Annotated in this window: 21 protein-coding genes; 10 read left to right on the top strand and 11 right to left on the bottom strand. The window is 70.7% G+C overall.

Annotated features, from left to right (window positions below):
- Positions 1–49: 49 nt before the first annotated feature.
- Both RWE79_RS04025 and RWE79_RS04020 read left to right on the top strand, forming a co-directional pair.
- Positions 50–745 carry a DUF4328 domain-containing protein gene (locus RWE79_RS04025; RefSeq protein WP_475938610.1) on the top strand — a complete coding sequence of 232 codons (696 nt, stop codon included), beginning with the start codon at positions 50–52 and terminating at the stop codon, positions 743–745.
- Positions 746–778: 33 nt separating this feature from the next.
- Positions 779–1,630 (top strand): alpha/beta fold hydrolase, encoded by an 852-nt coding sequence (locus tag RWE79_RS04020; protein WP_475938609.1) that lies wholly within the window; start codon positions 779–781, stop codon positions 1,628–1,630.
- 149 nt (positions 1,631–1,779) lie between these two features.
- Here RWE79_RS04020 and RWE79_RS04015 read toward each other — a convergent pair whose 3' ends face one another.
- Positions 1,780–2,271 (bottom strand): MarR family winged helix-turn-helix transcriptional regulator, encoded by a 492-nt coding sequence (locus tag RWE79_RS04015; RefSeq protein ID WP_475938608.1) that lies wholly within the window; start codon positions 2,269–2,271, stop codon positions 1,780–1,782.
- A gap of 213 nt (positions 2,272–2,484) precedes the next feature.
- Between RWE79_RS04015 and RWE79_RS04010 the strand changes: the two genes are divergently transcribed.
- The gene (locus tag RWE79_RS04010) at positions 2,485–2,925 is read left to right on the top strand and encodes a hypothetical protein (protein ID WP_475938607.1); all 441 of its coding nucleotides are present in this window, start codon (positions 2,485–2,487) and stop codon (positions 2,923–2,925) included.
- 18 nt (positions 2,926–2,943) lie between these two features.
- Here RWE79_RS04010 and RWE79_RS04005 read toward each other — a convergent pair whose 3' ends face one another.
- Positions 2,944–3,426 (bottom strand): MarR family winged helix-turn-helix transcriptional regulator, encoded by a 483-nt coding sequence (locus RWE79_RS04005; protein WP_475938606.1) that lies wholly within the window; start codon positions 3,424–3,426, stop codon positions 2,944–2,946.
- Between the two features lie 92 nt (positions 3,427–3,518).
- On the opposite strand from RWE79_RS04005, the gene RWE79_RS04000 reads away from it, so the two are divergent.
- Positions 3,519–3,902 (top strand): tautomerase family protein, encoded by a 384-nt coding sequence (locus RWE79_RS04000; RefSeq protein WP_475938605.1) that lies wholly within the window; start codon positions 3,519–3,521, stop codon positions 3,900–3,902.
- Between the two features lie 374 nt (positions 3,903–4,276).
- Here RWE79_RS04000 and RWE79_RS03995 read toward each other — a convergent pair whose 3' ends face one another.
- A complete protein-coding gene (locus tag RWE79_RS03995) occupies positions 4,277–5,182 on the bottom strand; it encodes a helix-turn-helix domain-containing protein (RefSeq protein WP_475938604.1) in 906 nt (301 codons plus the stop codon).
- A gap of 76 nt (positions 5,183–5,258) precedes the next feature.
- Between RWE79_RS03995 and RWE79_RS03990 the strand changes: the two genes are divergently transcribed.
- Positions 5,259–6,116 (top strand): alpha/beta fold hydrolase, encoded by an 858-nt coding sequence (locus RWE79_RS03990; protein ID WP_475938603.1) that lies wholly within the window; start codon positions 5,259–5,261, stop codon positions 6,114–6,116.
- 18 nt (positions 6,117–6,134) lie between these two features.
- Entirely contained in the window at positions 6,135–7,406 is a 1,272-nt protein-coding gene (locus RWE79_RS03985) for an FAD-dependent monooxygenase (protein ID WP_475938602.1), read from the top strand.
- A gap of 79 nt (positions 7,407–7,485) precedes the next feature.
- On the opposite strand, the gene RWE79_RS03980 is transcribed toward RWE79_RS03985, so the two are convergent.
- From RWE79_RS03980 to RWE79_RS03965, 4 genes are all read right to left on the bottom strand, one after another.
- Positions 7,486–8,310: a HEAT repeat domain-containing protein gene (locus RWE79_RS03980; RefSeq protein WP_475945586.1), complete on the bottom strand. Its 825-nt coding sequence runs from the start codon at positions 8,308–8,310 to the stop codon at positions 7,486–7,488.
- A 212-nt stretch (positions 8,311–8,522) separates the two neighbouring features.
- On the bottom strand, positions 8,523–8,951 hold the full coding sequence (locus RWE79_RS03975) for a transposase (protein WP_475938601.1): 429 nt from the start codon (positions 8,949–8,951) through the stop codon (positions 8,523–8,525).
- Positions 8,924–9,226, bottom strand: coding sequence for a helix-turn-helix domain-containing protein (locus tag RWE79_RS03970; protein ID WP_475938600.1), 303 nt, complete (start codon positions 9,224–9,226; stop codon positions 8,924–8,926). Before RWE79_RS03970 ends, RWE79_RS03975 begins: the two co-directional genes overlap by 28 nt.
- Positions 9,223–9,666: a MerR family transcriptional regulator gene (locus RWE79_RS03965; protein WP_475938599.1), complete on the bottom strand. Its 444-nt coding sequence runs from the start codon at positions 9,664–9,666 to the stop codon at positions 9,223–9,225. The genes RWE79_RS03970 and RWE79_RS03965 overlap by 4 nt, the downstream gene beginning before the upstream one ends.
- A 118-nt stretch (positions 9,667–9,784) precedes the next feature.
- Between RWE79_RS03965 and RWE79_RS03960 the strand changes: the two genes are divergently transcribed.
- Both RWE79_RS03960 and RWE79_RS03955 read left to right on the top strand, forming a co-directional pair.
- Positions 9,785–10,525, top strand: a complete 741-nt coding sequence (locus tag RWE79_RS03960) for an amidohydrolase family protein (protein WP_475938598.1) — start codon at positions 9,785–9,787, stop codon at positions 10,523–10,525.
- A gap of 248 nt (positions 10,526–10,773) precedes the next feature.
- Positions 10,774–11,712, top strand: a complete 939-nt coding sequence (locus tag RWE79_RS03955; RefSeq protein WP_475938597.1) for an alpha/beta hydrolase family protein — start codon at positions 10,774–10,776, stop codon at positions 11,710–11,712.
- A 183-nt stretch (positions 11,713–11,895) separates the two neighbouring features.
- Here RWE79_RS03955 and RWE79_RS03950 read toward each other — a convergent pair whose 3' ends face one another.
- The 3 genes from RWE79_RS03950 to RWE79_RS03940 form a co-directional block, all read right to left on the bottom strand.
- Positions 11,896–13,161 (bottom strand): IS701 family transposase, encoded by a 1,266-nt coding sequence (locus tag RWE79_RS03950; RefSeq protein WP_475938066.1) that lies wholly within the window; start codon positions 13,159–13,161, stop codon positions 11,896–11,898.
- Between the two features lie 169 nt (positions 13,162–13,330).
- The gene (locus RWE79_RS03945; RefSeq protein ID WP_475938596.1) at positions 13,331–13,630 is read right to left on the bottom strand and encodes a DUF4267 domain-containing protein; all 300 of its coding nucleotides are present in this window, start codon (positions 13,628–13,630) and stop codon (positions 13,331–13,333) included.
- 15 nt (positions 13,631–13,645) lie between these two features.
- Positions 13,646–13,906 carry a hypothetical protein gene (locus tag RWE79_RS03940; protein WP_475938595.1) on the bottom strand — a complete coding sequence of 87 codons (261 nt, stop codon included), beginning with the start codon at positions 13,904–13,906 and terminating at the stop codon, positions 13,646–13,648.
- Positions 13,907–14,431: 525 nt separating this feature from the next.
- Between RWE79_RS03940 and RWE79_RS03935 the strand changes: the two genes are divergently transcribed.
- On the top strand, positions 14,432–15,433 hold the full coding sequence (locus RWE79_RS03935) for a DUF3500 domain-containing protein (protein WP_475938594.1): 1,002 nt from the start codon (positions 14,432–14,434) through the stop codon (positions 15,431–15,433).
- A gap of 2 nt (positions 15,434–15,435) precedes the next feature.
- Positions 15,436–16,791 (top strand): HupE/UreJ family protein, encoded by a 1,356-nt coding sequence (locus RWE79_RS03930; RefSeq protein ID WP_475938593.1) that lies wholly within the window; start codon positions 15,436–15,438, stop codon positions 16,789–16,791.
- Here the strand turns inward: RWE79_RS03930 and RWE79_RS03925 are convergent.
- Positions 16,786–18,381: an MFS transporter gene (locus RWE79_RS03925; RefSeq protein ID WP_475938592.1), complete on the bottom strand. Its 1,596-nt coding sequence runs from the start codon at positions 18,379–18,381 to the stop codon at positions 16,786–16,788. The two genes, RWE79_RS03930 and RWE79_RS03925, sit on opposite strands and share 6 nt — an antisense overlap.
- Positions 18,382–18,716 lie beyond the last annotated feature (335 nt).

Raw genomic sequence — 18,716 nt, 5'->3', positions numbered from 1 at the left:
GTGCCCGCCCGTCGGCGGGCGTTCGTGTACCCGTGGGGGGTTCCTGATCGTGTCGTACAGCCCTGCCGTTCCGCTGCCCGCGGGCCCCGTGCTCCGTTCGCCGCACGGTCTCGCGACGGCTGTCACCGTACTGCTCTCGGCGGTCATCGCGACGGACCTCTTCTCGGTCCTCGCGGGCCTGTACCAGTACGTGCTGGCGGGCCGGGACGCGGTGACCCAGGGGGAGCTGGACCGGGGTGACGCAGTCTACGCGGCGGCGGGGCTCCTCCAGATCCTGGGGCTGCTGGCCACGGCCGTGGTGTTCATCATCTGGTTCTACCGGACGCGGGTGAACGCGGAGGTCTTCTCGCAGGCCGCGTGCGGCCTGGGCCGGGGCTGGGCCATCGGCGCGTGGTTCGTGCCGATCGGCAACCTCTGGCTGCCGCGCCGCATAGCGGGCGAGATCTGGGCCGCCAGCACCCAGTCCCCGGCCGACGGTTCCTGGCGTGCGGTCTCGTACGCGCTGCCGAACGCCTGGTGGGCGGCGTGGGTCGGATCGGCCGTGCTCGACCGGGTCGCCGCCGGCCTGGACAGGTCCGCAGAGGGGGCCGACGCCGTTCAGCAGGCCGCGACGGTGATGATCGGCGCCGACCTGCTGAACGTCGGCGCGGCCGTACTCGCCATCCTCTTCGTGCGGAAACTGTCGGACATGCAGCACCTCAAGGCCACCCAGGGCCCCGTCGCCGCCGCGGGCCCGACCCGCTAGGTTCGTGCCAACCGCAGCGGGGAGGGCAACCGGGTGATCGAGACGGATCTGAAACTGGGCGACGGCCGCGGGCTGCACATCTACGACACCGGCGCGGGCGGCCCCCGGGCCGCCCGGCTCGCCGTCCTCTGGCACCACGGCACGCCCAACACCGGCGCGCCTCCCGAGCCGCTCCTCCCCGCCGCCGAGCGGCTCGGCATCCGGTGGGTGTCGTACGACCGGCCGGGATACGGCGGGTCCACCCCGCACCGGGGCCGGGACGTGGCGTCGGCCGCCGCCGACGTCACCGCCGTCGCCGACGCCCTCGGCCTCGACCGGTTCGCGGTCATGGGCCATTCCGGGGGCGCACCCCATGCCCTGGCCTGCGGTGCGCTGCTGCCCCGACGCGTCCTCGGCGTGGTGGGTGTGGCAGGGCCCGCGCCGTTCGGCGCCGAGGGGCTCGACTGGTTCGCCGGCATGACGCCCTCCGGTGCGGCGTCGCTGCGGGCCGCGGCCGCGGGGCGCGTGGCGAAGGAGGCCCACGAGGCGAGCGCCGAGTACGACCCGGAGATGTTCACCCCGGCCGATCATGCCGCCCTGTCCGGTGCCTGGTCCTGGTTCGACGACGTCGTCGGCCCCGCCCTCGCGGCCGGCCCCGGTGCGCTGATCGACGACGACCTGGCCTATGTCGCCCCCTGGGGATTCGACCCCGGGCGGGTCGGCGCGCCGGTCCTCCTCCTGCACGGCGGCCAGGACCGGGTGGTCCCCAGCTCGCACAGCCGGTGGCTGGCGAGCCGCTGCCCCTCGGCGGAACTGCGCCTCAGCCCGGACGACGGACACATCTCGGTCCTCCACTCCGGCGCCGAGGCCGCGATGGAATGGCTCCGCGACCACGCCGGTCCCTGACGAGCCCCCGGGCGCCGGTCTCGAAGAAGGTCTGAAGGAACCACCTGGAATACCCGGCGCGCGGTGTCAACCGGAACACCGCGGCGCCGGGCAGTACGTACCGCTTGGTAAGCGGTACGTACTGCCCGGTCTGCGGACCTGAGCCGGTCTCAGTCCGGGAGCGCCACGTCGTCGGGAGCGGGTTCGTCCGCGAGGTGACGCAGGAGCCGCTCGTGGACGGCGGTGAGGGTGTCGAGTTCGGCGGGGCTGAGGAGGTCGATGAAATGCCGGCGGACGTTGTCCACGTGCGGGGGCGCGGCGTTCCCGATGGCCCGGCGTCCGGCGGGCAGCAGCCGGACCACGGTGCTCCGGGCGTCGGCGGGGTTGGGGTCGCGGGTGATCAGCCCCCGCTGCTCCATGCGCCGGGTCTGGTGGGAGAGCCGGCTCTTCTCCCAGAACAGCAGCCCGCACAGCTCCTGCGCGGGCATCTCGCCGGCGGGGTGTTCCGACAGCACGGCGAGGATCTCGTAGTCGGCCTCGGTGAGGCCGGAGTCCTGGAGGAGGTGCCGTTGCAGACGGAGGCCGAGCTGATGGTGCGCGTGCATGAAGGTCCGCCACGCGCGGTCCTCGCGCGGGTCGAGCCATTTCGGTTCCGGGGGCATGGGCCCACCGTACCCGTGGTTGACAGCTCAACCACGGCGCCGCCGTGCGGCGCTGGAGCCAGGGGCCGTGATGATGAACAGCGGTCGCGTCGGGCGCGTATATCCGCAGACCTGACCCGTGCACCCGCCATGAGAGGCTGCCCGATGGCTGATCCGTCCCCTGTGGCCCCCGCCCGCGGTGGTTTCTCGCGAACCCGGCTGAACCGTGTGTTCGTGGCCCCGGTCGTCACCGCCGCCTCGGCGCTGCTGATCGCCGGCTGCGGCGGAGGCGCCGACCCGGACGCGGCGGCGGCCGCCGAACGCACAACGGCCCCCGCCGGCCCGAGCGGCAAGGCCGCCCGCCCCCTCACGGTGAAGCAGCTGGCGGCTGCCCTCGGCTGTACGCCCAAGATCACCTCGAAGGCCGCCGACTACCGTCAGGCGACGTGCACGACCTCCGAGGCCGAGCATGTGCTCCTGGACTTCGACACGGCCGCCGGCCAACGCGCCTGGCTGGACTACGCGGAGATGTACGGAGGGATCTATCTCGTCGGAAACCGCTGGGCCCTCTCGGCGAAGTCCAAAAAGTACATGGAGGGTCTCGCGGCCGAACTCGGCGGCACCGTCGAGGAGCGCGGCGCCTACGGCTCCTCACCGGAGCCGAGCGGCTCGTAGCGGGTCGCCGCGAAGCGATCAGCCGTCCTCGCCGCCGGCCATCCTCTCCTCGTAGGCCCGCAAGGTGCTGACGAACATCCGCCGTTGGCCGGGGGTCAGCGGCCCCAGGGCGTGACGCCAGGCGGCGGCGCCGGGTGCCAGCCAGTCGGCGATGGACGGCTGCTTGCTGTCGGTGATGCTGACGATGCGACGGCGCCGGTCCGACGCGTCCTCGTGGCGCTCCAGGATGCCCTTCCGGCTCAGCTCGCCGACCATGAGGCTCACGGTCGTCGGGGCGACCTCCAGGCGGGCGGCCAGGTCGTTCACGGTCATCGGTCCGTCGAACAGCAGGCAGGACAGCAGCGACAGATGCCGTGGTGCCAGGTCGAGTGACCGGAGCTCGCCGGGCACCGGGATGCGCTTCGCGCGCCCGACCATGCGCGGCATGAGCAGCAGCAACGCCCTGATGGCGTCGTCGACGCCCGTCGGGTCGGATTCCTCCCGGCTGTCTTCCGTGGACATCGGCCCGCCCTCCAGATACCTTTATTAGCAAAGGTGCTTTGTTCTCAAAGTGAATCCGCTGTGATGTAACCCCGGCTGAACGGAGATCCGCCATGCCGCACTTCAACGTACAGATCCGCGAGGACGAACTCGACGCGGACGCCGAGGCGGCGCTCATCGGCGCGCTGACGGACGCCGTGGTCGCCGTGTACGGCGAGCGGGCGAGAGCGAGAGCGGTCGTGGAGCTGTTCGGAATACCGCAGGGCCGCCTGGGCGTGGGCGGCGTGCCCACCGGTGAGAACGCACCCGTCGTCACGCTGTACATGCGTGAACCGGCGCTGCGCCTGCCGGAGATCGACAACGCCCCGGCCCGGCTGATCGCGGCCACCACCGACGCGCTGGCCGTCGTCTTCGGCGAGTCGGTCCGCGAGCGGGTGACCGTCCTCGTCGTCGGTGTCCCGGCGGGACGTTCCGGGGTGGGCGGCGTAGTCGTCTGAACCCCCGGAAGTCCCGCGGCGGCCGGCACGGCCGGCACGGCCGGCACCGGTCGCGCGTGCGGCAGGATCGCCGAGGGGACTGCGCACGTAAAGGACGAGGCGTCCGTCCCTGGCCCGGGTGACCAGCATGCGCGGTGCAGGACTGCCCAGGTGCCGGCTCACCGCGCCTGGGCCCGCGCCCAGCCGATGCGTCAGTTGCCGCCACAATCGCCGCCGTCCCGGTCACCACCGCCGGGCCGGGCAACGCGGCTCCTGTGATCACCGCTCCGTGTCACCGGGCCGCAAACGCGGGTGATCTCACGGCTCTACCAGGTGCCGCCGGTGAAGGTGAGCTTCACGACGCACAGTTGCAGGAGCCCGGCGGCCGGCGACGTTCACAGCGGTAGCCGTCTCACCTCCGGCGGGCGACCGAGCCGGAGCTTCCTGGAGACGTGAGGCATGGCGGTTGTTCCGCGGCCGGGCCATGCGATGTCGTCAACGGCGAGAAACGGCTCGCCGGCCACGGTCGCGGGGGTTGCCCCGGTGAACGCCATGACGTCTCGATGCAGGTGGGACTGGTCGGCGTAGCCGGTGTCGGCCGCGACTTGGGCCGCGCCTTCACCCGCGACCAGGCGGTGGGCGGCATGGTCGAAGCGGACCAGCTTCACGGCGCGCTTGGGCGGCAGACCGAGCTGCGACCGGAACCGGGACCACAGCCGCTTACGGCTCCACCCGACCTCGGCCGCGAGTCCGTCGACCCGGATCAGGCCACGGCTGACGGCGATCCGGTGCCAGGCCCAGGCCACCTCCGGGTCCACCGGCGGCCCCGCCTGATGCCGGCGGGCGAGCAGCGCGTCCGTCAACGCGAAGCGATCCTGCCACGACGAGACATCGCCGAGTTGTTCGCGGATCCGTGACGCCTCCCGGCCCCACAGGTCGCCCAGCGACACGACGGCCCCGTCGACGTCGGCGGGGGAGGCGCCCAGAACCGCGCATGCGATCACCGGGGACAGGCGTACCTGCACGCACTCGACGTTCTCTCCCCGGGCCCGGACCGCGCCCGCGGACCCGAGCCCGGGCCCGGCGACGATGCTTCCCCGCTGCTGCCGCCCGGCGGCACAGTCAATGACGGGCGAACCGGCACCGAACTCCAGGAGCAGCGTCACGGCCGGGTGCGGGACTATCCGGAGCGCTTCCAGGTCACGGACACGGAACCCGGCCATGGTGACACCGGCCACCCGGCTGGGCCGTTGCGGGCACTCGACGCCCCACACAGCCGCACCGTGCACGAAGCTCCGCATCATTCCATGCTACGTGAGCCGGCTGAGGGGAACATTCGTCCAATCCACCGGCACGCCCGGCGGAGACAGTGGGCCCATGACTGTTTCTGACGGTGGTTCGTATGTGAACGGCGGCGCCGAGCCCACCGAGAGCTCAACCCTGTCGCTGGACGACGGCGACATCCACGTGTGCCAGGACGGCCCCCGCGACGCCCCCGCACTCCTGCTCATCCACGGGTCCGCGTCCTCGACCCGCTCGTGGGACCCGATGGTTCCGCTGCTGACCGGATCTCACCGCGTCATCCGGATCGACCTGCTCGGGCACGGCCGGTCGGCCAAACCGGCCGACCGCAGCTACGCGCTCCCGGACCAGGCACGTCGGGCCGGCATGGCGCTGGACCGGCTCGGCGTCGGGCACGCCGTGGTCGTCGGTCATTCCAGCGGTGGCGTGGTCGCCACCGCCCTCGCCGAACAGCGGCCCGACCTGGTGACCGCGCTCGCGCTCGTCAACACAGGACCCAGCCTGGACGCCTTGATCGCACCGGATTCCGCCGCGACCGGCCCCTCGCGGTGGCCGCCGACCGACGAGCAGCTCCGGCGGTTCGCGAGCACGGGTTTCAGCCGCGCGGGCTACCGGATCCCGGAAGAGCTCCTGGACGATGTGCGCGGTATGACCCACCACACGTTCACCACGACGATGCGGGCCACCCGCTCCTACCTGGAGCAGCGGGCGCTGCCGGATCGGCTGACCGTCCTGGGCAAGCCGCTACTGGTGATCTTCGGCGAGGACGACCGCAGATGGCGATCCTCATCCGCCTGTGATTACCGCGCCGTTCCGGGCGCGAAGGTCGAGTTGCTGCCCGGTCTCGGGCACTCGCCCCTGCTTGAGGATCCGCCGCGGACCGCTGTCCCCCTGCTGGCCTTCACCGCGATCCACGCCGTACGGGTGGACTGAATGAAAGGGGGGGGTGCCATGCGGATTCTCGTCTCCGGCGCCAGCGTCGCCGGTCCGGTGCTGGCCTACTGGCTCACCAGGCACGGCTTTTCCGTCACCGTCGTCGAACGCGCACCGGCTCTGCGCAAGACCGGCGGCCACGCGGTCGACCTGTTTCGGCCCGCGACGAACATCTCGGAGAAGATGGGCGTGCTCCCGCGTATCGAGGAGCGGGCCACCGGCACGAACCGGATGACCGTCTACCGGGAGGGCTCACGGCGTCCCGTCCGGGCGGACCTCTCCAAGATCTTCAGTGCCACCTCCGACCGGCACGTCGAGATCATGCGCGACGACCTGAGCGAGATCTACTACGACGCCGCACACGACGACGTCGAGTACGTATTCGGCGACTCGATCACCGCGATCGCGCCCGACGGCGAGGTGCGGTTCGAAAACGCCGCGCCGCGCCGCTTCGACCTCGTCGTCGGCGCGGACGGACTGCACTCCAACGTGCGCCGCCTCGTCTTCGACGACGAGTCCCGCTGCAACGCCTTCATCGGGGCCCACCTCGGGGTGCTGACCCTGCCGAACGTCTCCGACCTCGACCGCGAGCTCCTCATCCACGTCGGCCGCACTGCCGGCATGTACGGCGCGCGGCACCTCGGCGAGGCGCGGGCGTTGTTCCTGTTCCGGAGCGAGCGCGAGCTCGACTACCACCACCGCGACGTGCCCCGGCAGAAGGAGCTGCTGCGCGGCGCGTTCGCCGGCATGCACGCCCACGTGGACCGCTGGCTGGACGAGCTCGACCGCACCCCGGCGTTCTACTTCGACTCGATCACCCAGCTCCGCATGGACACCTGGTCGCAGGGGAGGGTGACGCTCGTCGGTGACGCGGGCTACTGCCCCGGTCCGGCCGTCGGCGGCGGCACCAGCCTGGCCGTCGTCGGCGCGTACGTCCTCGCCGGAGAGCTGGCACGGGCGGGCGGCGACCACGAGCGCGCCTTCCCCGCCTACGAGCGCGTGATGGCGGAGCACGTGCGCGGCAGCCGCGCGGTCGCGCTGAGCGCGGCGAAGACCCTGATCCCCACGTCCCGCCTCGGCGTGTGGGGACTGGCCCAGGGCGCGCGCCTGATCTCCGCCCTGCCCGCGGGCCCCGGCCGCGCCCTCGTCCGCCTCACCACCGAGAGCGGACGCCTCTACAACTCCATGACCGTCGACGACTACCCGCCGTCGCCCGCCGCACCAGGAGGTCGGGACGGCCTCGCGGGCGACCCCGGATGCGGACCGGGGTGGAGCGGTGGCCGTCGTTGAGTGAGGAGACGAGAGGACGTCGATGTATCCGCGGCCCGCCTGCGCGGCCAACTGGCGGACGCCTCCCAGGTGTCGGCGGTCAGCTGACGACCTCGATGTTCCGGGCTTCCTCCACTACTGCCTCCACCGCCTCCCGGACATCCGGGTGCGGGTCGCCGGCGAGGCCGTTCACCAGCTCGGCGACCCCGGGGGTGGACCAGTGGGCGACCGCCCGGACCAGCTCCTCCCGTACCCGGGGGTCGGGATGGACGGCGAGCCGTTGCAAGGGGGCGAGCGGGCCCCGCCGGCGCATTCCGAACCAGTGCAGCGTCTCCAGCAGCACGGCCGGGTCTCCCGGATCACCCGCCGCCGCGATCCTGGCCAGCAGCACCCTGGTGGGCGGCGGCGGGCCGTCCAGCGGATGCGGCAACCGCTCGCGCAGGCGCCGCGCCCCGTAGCCGCCGCGCACCCGGCACCCCGTGCAGGTGCAGGGACGCACGCCGTGCGCGTCGGGCAGATACCGCCAGCCCGCCACCTGCGGCGCGGCGCGAACCCGGTGCACCTCGCGCGGCCGGACCGTTCGGGGCACCAGCACCTCCCACCCGCGCGGGTCCTCCAGAGCCGCGATCCGCCGCACCGCCTCGGCCGCGGAAACGGTCGCCCGGGCGTCCCGCGTCCGGTCCGTATAGCGCCCGACCAGCACCTGCTGGGCGTCGTCCAGCCGCACCTGGACAGCCACCAGCCCTCCCCGGCTGCCGAAACGGGCCAGCTCGCGCAGCCACTGGTGGGTGAGGGTGTACGAGGCCAGCACCGGGAAGCAGTAGACCCCGCGCGCGCCTTCCTGCCCGTAACGGGCCGCGCGGATCCCGGACCGCCGGATGCGCGGCGCGTTCGCCGCCGAGGTCAAGTGCACGAACATCGCCATGACCCGGGATGCTAGTGCTTCGCCGCGCTGATCCTGCGGGGGTCGGGCTGCCTTGAGCGGGGTGCTGTCGTAGGACCAGCGGAATGGTCGCGCCTGGTCGTCGTAGGCGAGGGTGAATTCGCGGATCTGCTCGACGAGGTCCTGGCGGGAGTCGAACTCGCCTCGGCGTAGGAGTCGGCGGGCCAGGATCGAGAAGAATGTCTCCACCTGGTTCAGCCCAGCCAGGACCGGGTCGCCTTTGAGGTGTGCGAGGAGCCGTTGTCCAGGATCAGGTGGATCGTCGACTCCGCTGGGACGGCGTGCTCCAGCAATCGCAGGAAGGCGATGAGGGTGACCGAGTCGTTGCGCGCGATGTCCTCGACCAGGACCTGCCCGGTGTGGACGTCCAGTGCGGCGACGATGGAGGCGGTGCCGTGGCGGCGGTACTCGAACTCGCGGCGTTCGAGCCGGCCGGGGTGCGCGCGGCGGGTTGGATGCCTGCGTGAGCGGGCCTGCATCGCGGTCTTCTCGTCCACGCAGGGTCCGACCTGGGAGGCCGAGATGCCGGTGCTGGCCAGGTGACCAGCGATGGCGCGATGGGTCCACTGGCTGTCGACGGCGGGGCGTGCCGAGGTCACCGTGGCCACAATGGCCAGACGCACTTCGGGACCGTAGCGGCGCGGGTGCCCGGCCGGGGACGGTCCTCCAGAGCTGCGAGTCCTTCGGCGGTGAACCGCTTACGCCAGCGGGGCACGGTGTCCAGGTGCAGCCGGAGCGTGCGGGCGATGACGGCGTTCGCGGTGCCCTGTGCGCAGGCCAGGGCGACATGCGCTCGCTGCACCCGCCGCAGCGGCGCCGTTCGCGAGCTCGCCAGTTCTCGTAACAGTGCGAGCTGATCAGTGTTCCAGAGCACCGCGAAGGGACTGGACGACGTCATCCACCTTCCCGAGCTTCTTGATCACCACGGAGGGTAGCGCCGCTGACCTGCGCCGGAGCGGTCGATGCCGGGCCGGGCCGGCAGGGGGTCCCGGTGTCCATGGATGCGGAGGCGCTGGCGATGACCGAGTCGAGCCGGTCTCGGGTGTGCGTGAGATCGGCGATGTGCTGGTCGATGTGACCGCGCTCCACAGCCAGGCGGTCCAGGAGTTCGGGTGTGGCCTTGCCGTCGATGACGCAGGGCGTGAGCTCGGCGATGATCTTGCTCGACAGACCGGCGGTGAACAGTTCCCGGACCAGGAGGATCCGGCCGACCGCAGTTTCCGGGTAGTGACGCTGGCCGGTGTTGCTGCGCTCGGCGGTGAGCAGGTTCTGCTCCTCGTAGTACCGCAGGGCCCGGGTGCTGACGCCTGTGCGGCGGGCGAGTTCCCCAATGCGCATTCCGAGCTCCATGTGATCTACGCCATGACGACTTGCCTTTGACGTCGACGTCAAGTTTTAGCGTAGCTGACATGACCCCGGGGTTTTCGCCCAACAGGTCCCGGGCCGTGTGTGCGAAATGGAGCTTGCCATGAGTGAGGACATCGTCCAGGCCCGGCGAGTGATCGGCGTCGAAGAACCCGCCTGGACACCCGGACTGCGTAAGGCCCTGCTGAAGTGGGGCGGCGACCAGACCGTCAACAAGATGAGCAGCCGGGGCGAGGTCAGCCGGCGACTGCTCGACGTCGGTGAGGAGCGTCTGGCGCGGATGGATGCCAGTGGTGTGGACATGGAGGTCCTGTCCATCACCACCCCCGGGACCCAGCCCTTGCCCGCGCAGGTGGCGGTCCCGCTCGCACGGGAAGCCAATGACCTGCTCGCGGACGCCGTGCGGCGCCACCCCGACCGCTTCGCAGCCTTCGCCACGCTACCCACGTCTGACCCGCAGGCAGCTGCTACCGAACTGGAACGCGTCGTCACCGGGATGGGACATGTCGGCGCGATGCTCTTCCCGCGCACGGCGAGAGGTTCCTGGACCACGACAGCTTCCGGCTGGGGCCGGCACTCGGAAGCCGGCCTGGCCACGCTCCGTCTCATCCTGGCCGGTACCTTCGACCGCCACCCCGACCTGCAGATCGTGCCTGGGGCACTGGGGCGAGATGCTCGTGCCGTTCGCCGACCGCGTCGACCTGCTCAGCACCGCCGCGACGCACCTGCAGCGCCGCGTCCTGGACTACATCACCGGCAACCTCTCCGTCACCGCCGGCGGCCTCTACAGCCACCGCATGCCGACGGCAGCCTTGGACGTACTGGGGCCTGACCGCGTCATGTTCGGAGTCGACTCCCCGTACGCTGCCCCACCGCTGAGAGCAACTCCGGTGCCCCCGGCCTGGGAGGCGTCGACTCCCGCGACTCATTCGCCGGCCCCGGCGGCGCCCGCGCCTTCGTAGACACCGCCCCCTCGACGAGCAGGGCAGGGCGAAGCTCGGTCACCTCAACGCCGAACGCGTCCTCAACGTCAAGACCACCTGACCCGCCACCCGCACCACACCGGAAAGAAGCACGCGCATGACCACCCACCAGACGACCGGTCTCACCGGCCCCGCTCCCACCCCGACCGTAACGGTCAAGCCAATCGTGCTGCCCGCACCTCAGCGCGGCCAGGACCTGCACGTACGCGTTTCCGCACCGCTCACTGGCACACGCCTGCCGATCGTGCTCTTCGCACACGGATTCGGCTCCGACCTGGACGGCTACGCACCGCTGGTCGACCACTGGGCCTCTCATGGCTTCGTGGTGATCCAAGCCACGCATCTCGACTCCAAGCGGGTCGCCATCGCCGCGGACGACTCCCGCAGGCCCCACCTGTGGCGCTACCGCGTGCAGGACATGAAGCGCATCCTGGATGAGCTCAAGCCGCTGGAGGCATCCGTGCCCGGCCTGTCCGGCCGGGTCGACCACAGCCGCATCGTCGCAGCGGGCCACTCCTTCGGAGGCCAGACCGCGGGCATTCTGGTAGGTCTGCGCGTCACCGACCCCCGGACCGGCACCGCCGACGACCTGTCCGACTCCCGGGTCGTGGCCAGCATCCAGCTGGCCACGGCCGGCGAGGGCGGCGACGAACTGACCCCCTTCGCCCACGAGAACCTTCCCTGGCTCCGCGACCAGGACTTCTCCCACATCACTGCCCCCGGACTGGTGGTCGCCGGCGACAAGGACGACCTCCCGCTCACCACCCGAGGACCCGCCTGGACAAGCGACCCCTACACCCTCAGCCGCGGCAACAAGAGCCTGCTCACCGTCTACGGCGGCGAGCACTTCCTCGGCGGCATCTCCGGCTACCAGGCAGCAGAGACCACCGACGAGGACCCCAGCCGCGTCGCCCTCGTGCAGCAGGTCACCCTCGCCTACCTACGCCACATCACCGGCATCGACCACACCGACTGGCAGATGGCCCGGTCCGTCCTCGCCGACGCCCACGCGCTGGGGCGGCTGGACAGCAAGTGACCCTCGGCGGTTGCAATACACGCCTTTGTCCGCCCAGCGACCCCCCGTAGGATCAACCCGGGGCGGCACTAGTAGTGCCTGGTCAGGTTGATATGGACGTTGGTATGTCGCGGTGACAGGTCGGGCAGGCGCCGGTCCAGAGGGCGAGGAGTGTCTGTAGCTCGCGGACGACTTGGTAGAGGCTCAGGCCGGCGCCGTGTCTTTTGGGGCCCGGGCCAGTCGTTGCAGGGTGCAGAAGGCGTGCGCGACGGAGACGAGGGTGACGTGGTGGTGCCAGCCGTTCCAGGTTCGGCCCTCGAAGTGGGCGAGTCCCAGGGCCTGCTTCATCTCCCGGTAGTCGTGCTCGATGCGCCAGCGGAGTTTGGCGAGCCGGACCAGCGTGGTCAACGGCATGCCGGAGGGCAGGTCGGACAGCCAGAACTGCACCGGCTCGCTCTCGCCGGCAGGCCATTCGGCCAGCAGCCAGCACACGGGCAGTTCCGGGCCGTCGACGTTCTGGCGGACCTCGCGTCCGGCGGGCCGGATGCGCAGGGCCACGAAGCGCGAGTACATCCGCCTGCGGCCCGAGCGGCCGGTGCCGGGCCGGGAGCCCTCCCGCCACTGCACCGGCCGGGCCGCCTTCCGGCCCGCCGCGGTGACCAGCTCCTTCACCGACTGCGGCTTGTCGGGATACTTCGCCACCGGCGGGCGTCCGGTCCCCGCATACGGCTCGGCCACCGGCACCGCGCCGGCGGGCTGAGCCGACAGCGTGCTGGAGATTCCCACGACGTAGTTCAGGCCGCGGGCCTGCAGTCCGTGCCGGAACGCGGCGGCGTCGCCGTATCCGGCGTCCGCGATGGCCAGCGGCACCTCGATCCCCCAGGAGCGGATCTCGTCGAGCATGTCCAGGGCCAGCTGCCACTTCTCCACATGCCCGATATCGTCCGGGATGCCGCAGGCGGCACGTCGGGCGACCTTGTCCGCATCGGCCTTCGGTGAGGCAGGGTCCCAGGTCTGGGGCAGGAACAGCCGCCAGTTGACCGCCGCCGAAGCGTGGTCGGAGGCGAGGTGGAGCGAGACGCCGACCTGGCAGTTGGTGACCTTGCCCGCGGTGCCGGTGTACTGCCGCGACACGCATGCCGAGGCCGTCCCATCCTTCAAGAACCCGGTGTCGTCGAAGACCAGGGCCTCCGGACCGATCGCCTCCTCCATCCGCCAGGCCAGCCGGGCCCGGATGTGCGCCGGGTCCCAGGGGCTGGTGGTGATGAAGTTGGCCAGTGCCTGACGATTGCCGTCCTCCCCGAGCCGGGCGGCCATCGGCTCGACCGACTTACGCTGCCCATCGGTCAGCAGCCCCCGCAGATAGACCTGCCCCCACCGACGCTGATCCTTGCGCGCAAACGGCTCGAACACCCCCGCCGCGAACGCCTCCAACTCACCACGCACCACAGCAATCTCGTCCGGAGTCACACACACTCAACGCCACACCCGACCCACAGGACACGCACCACCACAACCAACCTGACCAAGCCCTACTAGTGGCCCGGCTCGCATCGGAGTTCGCTGCCCCGCGCTGCCCCGCGCTGCTTCGTCCTCAACGGCACCGACCACCGCGCCCACGAGGAGCAGAACGCGGCCATCACCGCCCATGTCCGCCGGTGCGACGCCCGCGCCGCACCGGAGACCAGCGCGACATCCGGCCAATGCGGGGTGACAAGCGGTTACGCGACGAGCACAGGAGCACGCTGATCACCGGCATCACCACGGCGGTGGCCCCGTGGATGTTGTAAACGGCCGTCTTGGGCCCGTTGCTGCGCAACACGATGAGCGCGTCGCCGACGGGTATGCCGGTGGCGGCCGGCGTGAACCAGCCCAGCAGGTGGGGTGTCGCTCCAGCCGTCAGGATGATGATGAAGACCCCCGAGGCCATGTCGCGCACGGCCTTGACGGACAGTCAGGCCTGGAAGTTGCGGTCCTCGGTCGGCGTGCCGGGAATGCCGAAGCCGGCTGCGGCCTGCGGCGCCCCAAAGGCGCGCGCGCCGATGAAGATTATGCGTGCGCCGACCTTCATCCTGCCCACCGACTTGAAGTTCGCGAGCGCCGAGACACCGCCCCCGCTGCGGGCTTGTTTCGACGAGTTCGTCAGCTGCTTCCCCCCGGACAACGAGCGACGCGAACTATTCGCCGAAGTCATCTGGAGCGCGTTGCACGGCATGGCCGTTCTGTCCGACAGCGGCCGCATCCCCCCCGGGCCGACAGGAGGAACGGCTCGACTTCCTCATCACCCGGATCGCCGGCACCCCAACGGGGCCGACCACGCCATAAGGGGCTTAAAGGCCAAGGATCCGAGCGAAGCCACCAGCGAGTGTCCGGCGCCAGTCATCCGTTGGCGGATCCCCGCGCACTCGATGACCGGGTTCCGGACGCCGACCGGACACACCCCGCAGACATGGAAACAGATGGGGTCGCGGCACAGGGCGGTTGCGAGGCAGCGCCGCTTCCCTACGCCGTCTTTATCTGAGCGCACATAGGCCGTTGCGATAGACCACTCCGGAGCAGGAGCGCCACTCCCGCCACGATCAGAGGAGTTCCAACAGTCATGCGCAAAAGCCGTGCCATAACATCCAGTGCCGTGCTGTCGGCGGTTCTCGTCGTCAGTGGTTGCGGTTCGGGCACCTCCACGTCGTCGTCGGCGAGCGCTTCGGCGCAGCAGAGCGGCGGCCAGGGCCCGGGGGGAGGTATGCAGCAGGTCACGGAGGTTGACCTCAACTCCAACGGGGCCAGTGCGGGCGGGGCCAACACCGCGGAAGTCGTCAAGGCGGTGAACGCGTTCCTGGCCACCCTGGACGACACCAAGCGCGACAAGGTCGAGTACGACTTCTCGGACAACAAGGCGCGGCAGACCTGGTCGAACTTCCCCGCGACCACCGTGCCCCGCGAGGGCATCGAGCTGTCCGACCTCACCGCCGCCCAGCGGAAGGCCGCCGCCGCGGTGCTCGAGAAGGCGCTGAGTCCCAGCGGCGCCGAGGAGGACGTCAACATCCAGAAGGCCGACGACGAGCTGAACCGCCTCGGGGGCCAGGGCGCGGACGGATTCGGCGCCTTGAAGGACTACTACTTCGCCGTGTACGGGAAGCCGTCGACGACGCAGCCGTTCATGGTCCAGTTCGGTGGGCATCACCTGGCCCGCAACCTCACCTACAACGGCGACCAGGTCAGCCAGACCCCGCAGTTCGTCGGCTCGGAGCCGACGTCGTTCAAGTCCGGCGGCACCACGGTCGAGCCGGTCAAGGACGAGTCGACGGCCATGTTCGCCATGCTGGCGGGGCTGACCGCCAAGCAGAAGAAGGCCGCGGAGATCACCTCCGGGACGTTCGACGACCTGGTCATGGGTCCCGGCAAGGACTCGGGGACCTTCCCCACCTCCGAGGGCCTGCTGCTCTCACAGCTGACCGCCGCCCAGAAGAAGCTGGTAACCGCGGCGATCCGGACCTACGTCGGCGACCTCGACAAGACGGCCGCCGACAAGCTGATGGCCAAGTACGAGTCCGAGTTGAGCAAGACCCGCATCGGCTGGTCCAACAACACCGGCCCGACCGACGAGAACAGCTACATCCGCATCGACGGCCCCAGCGTGTGGATCGAGTTCATCAACACCCGTAGCCAGAGCACACCCAACATCCACTACCACTCGGTCTACCGGGACAAGACCAACGACTACGGCAGCAGCAAGCCGAGCTGACCATGCACTTCATCACAATGCCCCGACTGCCGCACAGCACACGGCAGCACTCCCGGCGCGGCCCGCTCGGCAGGTGGGCGGCCCGCGCCGGGACGCTGCTCGCGTGTCTCGCGATCGCGTTGGCCACGGTGACGGTCATCGCGCCGACGAGCGCTGACGCCCACCCGCTGAGCACCACGGCGATCCTGCTCGACGCCGCGGCGGACCAGGTGACCGGCAAGGTGGAACTCCCCATCGACCGGCTCGCCATCGCCATCGACCAGCCCCTCACCGCGGCAACCGTCGTCAAACCGGCCAAGCTCGAAGAGCTGCGCCGCTACGTGCGCAGCCACACCTCCGCGGCCGACCACGACGGCACCCGGTGGACCACCACCGTCAGCGGCGGCCGCGTCGAGAAGATCGACGGCGTCGACCACCTCGTCTTCGACCTGGACCTGCGGCCGCCGGACGGCACGGTGGGCGACTTCCGACTCACCTACGACGCGATCGTGCATCACCTGCTGTCGCACCAGATCCTCGTCTCGCTCCGCCCCAACGGCTCCGGCAGCTACACCACCCTGGGCGTGCTCGACTGGCAACAGCACACCATCGCCGTACCAGCCGCGGGCGCCACCACCGAGCACGGTTTCGCCGCCGCCGTACGCCTGGGCATCCGCCACATCTCCGAAGGCGCCGACCACCTGCTGTTCCTCGTCATGCTCCTGCTACCCGCACCGCTCCTCGCCCGTCGCGGTCGATGGGTCCGTGCCGACGACCTGCGCCGCAACTGCCGGCGCGTCGTGCACGTCGTCACGGCCTTCGCCGTCGGGCACTCCATCACCCTCGCCCTCGGTGCCCTCGGCTACGTCAGCGCTCCCACGCGCGTGGTGGAAAGCCTGATCGCCCTGTCCATCCTGGTCTCCGGCGTCCACGCCATCAGACCCCTCGTTCCCGGCGGCGAGGCGTGGATCGCCGCCGGGTTCGGGCTCATGCACGGCCTCGCCTTCGCCGCACTGCTCGGCGACCTCGACCTCGGCCGAGGATCCCTGGTCGCCACCCTCCTGGGGTTCAACATCGGCATCGAACTGACCCAGCTCATGGTCGTGGCCCTGCTCATGCCGTCCCTGCTGGTCCTCAGCCGAACCCGGATCTACCGCGCGGTACGCCTCGCCGTCGCCGCGATGGGCGTCGTGCTGGCCGCGGCATGGCTCGCCGAACGAACCACCCTGATCGCGAACAACCCGCTCAACCACATCACCGACACGCTCATCGCGCATCCGTTCGCGGTCGCCGGAATCCTCGCAGCCGTTGCGGCACTCAGCTGGGCCGTACCCAACCTGCGCACAACCCCGGCCTGGGAAGCGCGGTCCTCGTCATAGACCGTCTCCACCGACGGCCGCGGTGGGCTCGTCGGCCGCGGTGGCCGCGGTGGGCTCGTTGGGCTCGTTGGGATCGGGGTGTTCGGCCTGGAGGCCGCGTCGCAGTCCGAGCAGCGCGACGATCGCCGCCACGGCCATGATCGCGGCCATGGCGTAGACGACGGTGCGGGTGGCGTACGCGAAGTCGAGCCGGACGAACGCCGGGATCGTGCCGGTGCTGCCGCCCTGGGACTGCGAGAAGCGTTCCGCGTCCGCCGCCGCCTGCCCGGCAGGGACGCCCTGCGCGATCAGCGAGGTGGTGATCCGGGACCGCATCTCGGACACCAGGGTGGTCCCCAAAATCGCCAGTCCGAGACTGGCGGCGTAGTTGCGGACGGTCTGGGTGATGCCGGTCGCCTCGCCGTACGACAGCCGTGAGGCGCGGTTGATCGCGTCGGTGCTGGCCGGGCCCAGCATCATGCCCATCCCGGCTCCGGCCAGGACGACGTACCACTGCTGGGCACCGAAATCGAGCCGGGTGATCTTCCCGGCCCACAGGAAGAACCCGACGGCGGACAGGGCGCAGCCCAGTACCACGGGGCGTTTGGCGCCGCCGCGGTCGAGCATCCGGCCGCCGATCTGGGCGGCGACGACGAAGCCGAGGAAGAAGTAGAGCAGGTACAGACCGGCCTGCTGGGCCGACTGGCCCAGGGCGATCTGCGCGTACTCACTGGCGAAGAAGAAGATCGGGACGAACACCAGCATGGCGATGCCCAGCACCAGGTTCTCCACCGCGAACGCCCGGATCCGGAAGATACGGACCTGGATCAGCGGCGACTCGGTACGGCGCTCGACCAGGCAGAACACGACCAGGAGCAGCACACCGGCCACGATGCACAACCCCACGGCGGGATTGCTCCAGCCCCAGATCGGCGCCTGCTGGAAGCCCAGCACACTCAGGGACACGCCGCCGGCGATCAGGACCAGCCCGCGGTAGTCCATAGGCGCCGGCCGGTGCTCGGTCACCGGCCTGGCCAGCGCGATCAGCACCAGGGCGATCAGCGCGACGGGGATGTTCACCCAGAAGATGGCGCGCCAGGTCCACTCGGTCAGGTAGCCGCCCAGGATCGGGCCGATCGCGGTGAGCCCTCCGGCGATGCCGAAGAAGAGCGCCAGGGCCTTGCCGCGCTCGCGGAGGGCGAATGTCTGTACGACGATGGCGAGTGCGGCCGGGAACATGATCGCCCCGCCCGCTCCCTGGACGGCCCGGAACGTCACGATCCACGCCTCGGCCAGACCGCCCTTCGGGGTCAGCCCGCACATCGCCGACGCCCCGGCGAACACGATCACGCCCAGCAGCACCATCTTCCGGTGCCCGGCCGTGTCCGCCAGCCGCCCGCCGAAGGCGAAGAGCGCGGCCAGCGCCATCAGATAGGCGTTGACCGCCCACTGGACGCCGGTGCTGCTCAGGCCGAGTTCGTCCTGGATCTGCGGTACCGCGATGGAGACGATGGTCTGATCGATGAACGTCATCGCGACCGCGAAGATCATCGCTGCGAGCACCAGCATCTTGGAACGACCGCCCGTGCCCGTGCTCGCGGTGACAGACATCGCAACTCCTCGACTGGTGAAGACCTGGGCCCGACCCGGGCCCACGAGCTCCCGGCACTCGTACGACTGTCCCGCACTCCGCCCGCCGCTGCCAGCGCGCGTCCGCGCGAGGCGCCCGGTGCGCCGGGTACGTTCCATGCGTCGCGCGACATTCCGCCCGCCGCCGCGAGCGCGCCCGCGACCGCCGGCGTGCGTCAGGTGCTGGCTGAGGGGGATCAGGCGTTGGCGCGGGGGTCGCCAGGGAGCCTGGAGCCCGAGAGCCTGGAGCCCGAGAGCCTGGAGTCCGACCGTCGGCCCCGACCGGGCGGCGGACGCTCAAGCGGCAGACAGGTCCG

This window comes from Streptomyces sp. RLA131, assembly GCF_056270125.1.
This window is presented reverse-complemented; position numbering and strand designations above follow the sequence as displayed.

Bases quoted from the DNA above. Each gene is read 5' to 3' on its own strand.
- RWE79_RS04005 (WP_475938606.1), bottom strand. From the start codon at position 3,426: ATGTCCACGGAAGACAGCCGGGAGGAATCCGACCCGACGGGCGTCGAC.
- RWE79_RS03930 (WP_475938593.1), top strand. From the start codon at position 15,436: ATGCACTTCATCACAATGCCCCGACTGCCGCACAGCACACGGCAGCAC.
- RWE79_RS03970 (WP_475938600.1), bottom strand. From the start codon at position 9,226: ATGACGTCGTCCAGTCCCTTCGCGGTGCTCTGGAACACTGATCAGCTC.
- RWE79_RS03935 (WP_475938594.1), top strand. From the start codon at position 14,432: ATGCAGCAGGTCACGGAGGTTGACCTCAACTCCAACGGGGCCAGTGCG.
- RWE79_RS03995 (WP_475938604.1), bottom strand. From the start codon at position 5,182: ATGCGGAGCTTCGTGCACGGTGCGGCTGTGTGGGGCGTCGAGTGCCCG.
- RWE79_RS04015 (WP_475938608.1), bottom strand. From the start codon at position 2,271: ATGCCCCCGGAACCGAAATGGCTCGACCCGCGCGAGGACCGCGCGTGG.
- RWE79_RS03955 (WP_475938597.1), top strand. From the start codon at position 10,774: ATGACCACCCACCAGACGACCGGTCTCACCGGCCCCGCTCCCACCCCG.
- RWE79_RS03925 (WP_475938592.1), bottom strand. From the start codon at position 18,381: ATGTCTGTCACCGCGAGCACGGGCACGGGCGGTCGTTCCAAGATGCTG.
- RWE79_RS03980 (WP_475945586.1), bottom strand. From the start codon at position 8,310: ATGGCGATGTTCGTGCACTTGACCTCGGCGGCGAACGCGCCGCGCATC.
- RWE79_RS03985 (WP_475938602.1), top strand. From the start codon at position 6,135: ATGCGGATTCTCGTCTCCGGCGCCAGCGTCGCCGGTCCGGTGCTGGCC.
- RWE79_RS04000 (WP_475938605.1), top strand. From the start codon at position 3,519: ATGCCGCACTTCAACGTACAGATCCGCGAGGACGAACTCGACGCGGAC.
- RWE79_RS03965 (WP_475938599.1), bottom strand. From the start codon at position 9,666: ATGCGCATTGGGGAACTCGCCCGCCGCACAGGCGTCAGCACCCGGGCC.
- RWE79_RS03940 (WP_475938595.1), bottom strand. From the start codon at position 13,906: ATGCCGTGCAACGCGCTCCAGATGACTTCGGCGAATAGTTCGCGTCGC.
- RWE79_RS03960 (WP_475938598.1), top strand. From the start codon at position 9,785: ATGGAGCTTGCCATGAGTGAGGACATCGTCCAGGCCCGGCGAGTGATC.
- RWE79_RS03990 (WP_475938603.1), top strand. From the start codon at position 5,259: ATGACTGTTTCTGACGGTGGTTCGTATGTGAACGGCGGCGCCGAGCCC.